The sequence below is a fragment of the Candidatus Darwinibacter acetoxidans genome (assembly GCF_041936445.1).
Classification (GTDB): Bacteria; Bacillota; Limnochordia; order Darwinibacteriales; family Darwinibacteriaceae; genus DTU010.
In genome coordinates this window covers 1-1615 of sequence record NZ_JBHGXH010000242.1, presented here as the reverse complement: position 1 = coordinate 1615, position 1615 = coordinate 1, and the positions used below count along the sequence as shown (strand labels likewise).

Sequence of the window (1615 nt, the reverse complement as noted above, 5' to 3'; positions counted from 1 at the left end):
TGGCGGGACTATAATTAGCGCCCTCTTAAAATTCATCATTGATGCCTATGTCGTCGCTGCAGGGGGAGCAGTAGGAGCACCGGCAGGAGCAGCCCAGGTCCTGGGGTTTGTTCAGCTTGCAGGGATCCCTTTTTACCTGGCATCGCTCTTTTTCAGCGATTTTAAGAATGTGGTCCCTGGAGCCAATGACAACCTCAGCGGAGTTTTCACCGCCATGGCCGTATTGAAATACCTGAGTGACCAGGGAATCCGCTTCCAGCACACCGAAGTTTGCTGCCTCTCTACCGGTTCAGAAGAGGCCGGCCTGCGGGGGGCCAAGGCTTACGCTGAAAAACATTCCAGGAATCTCAAAGACGCTGAAACCATTTTTATAGTGCTGGAAACTTTGGGGGAGCTGGAGCACATGAGTGTTTGCAACCGGGATATGAGCGGCACGGTAAAAAATGATCCCCAGGTGTCCGCGCTGCTGCAGCTTGCCGGAAAAAAATGCGGCCTGGAGCTGCCGCTCGCCAGCGTCTACCTGGGCTCATCGGATGCCGCGGCATTCTCACAGGCCGGCCTGAAGGCATCTGCCCTGGCGGCCATGGACCCCGCCCCGGCCAGATATTATCACACCAGGCTTGATCATAAAGACAACTTGTCTCCGGAGTGCATTGCAAAAGCGATCGAGGTTGTCCTGGAGGCTGTAAAGATTTTTGATGAGAAAGGGCTGCAGATATAGATATTCAGGAAATCAGAGTCAGTGAAATAGAAGCAGAAAATTGCTCATGTTAAGGCGGCTGTTTGTTTTACTGCTAATATTTCGCTCCAGTTGTAGGGGCCGGGCATGTCCGGCCCCTTAACATGATGTTTGTATTGTTTTCGGGTACGTGCTTGGGCGGCTCGTGAGCCGCCCCTACAACTCTAAACGGAAAAACTACCAAAAATCGCGGGGTCAGCGGGGTTGGAGGACGAGCTTGCGCTGCAGGGACTTGATTGCCGCCGGGTCAAAAAGGCGCTCCTTGTATTCCATCCCCAGCCACATTTCCAGTTGGTCGTCATAGTGCGGGCTCCTGAAATGGCCCGAATTGCCGATGGCCAGCACATCAAAAGCAGTATGATCGGACATGTCAATTACATAGCGCCAGGGAGCGCCTCCGTAAACTTCATAGGGCAGCTCCGGCCGGGGGGTAAATCCCATCATCCCCGGGGTGGAGTAGCTGCCGCCCATGGAAAAGGGGCCGCGGTTGTATTTGCTTTTGCTTACATCGTCGCCTATGTAGTGCTTAAAAGTCAGGGTATGAATATCTCCCCACTGCCACTTCTCCACCTTGCCGCCCAATCTCTTCCGCAAAATGCTTACCGTTTCGCGGAATGCCTGCTGCACCGCCATGCCGGGATCATCGGTCCAGCTGCTCTCCCCGGTCATGAGAATCCGGTCGAGCACATCCAGGATAGAGTTATATTCGAAGAAACTGTCCAGCAGCTCTTCTGATACGTGCGGTCCAAAAATCTCCTTGCCGATAAGAGGATAGAGGGTATGGAATACCGCCGCCCCGGCGGAATCGGCGGCATCAACGGGATTCTCCCCGTAGCGCTCCAGCTCGGCCAGGGCGCTTGCTTCAATCTCGCTCAG

The 1615-nt window shown here is 54.4% G+C and carries 2 protein-coding genes; one reads left to right on the top strand and one right to left on the bottom strand.

Annotated features, from left to right (window positions below):
- The coding region (locus ACE4YL_RS09180; RefSeq protein ID WP_461369562.1) for a M28 family metallopeptidase at positions 1 to 721 on the top strand (721 nt) is incomplete at its 5' end.
- 213 nt (positions 722 to 934) lie between these two features.
- Here the strand turns inward: ACE4YL_RS09180 and ACE4YL_RS09175 are convergent.
- The coding region (locus tag ACE4YL_RS09175; RefSeq protein WP_461369561.1) for a penicillin acylase family protein at positions 935 to 1615 on the bottom strand (681 nt) is incomplete at its 5' end.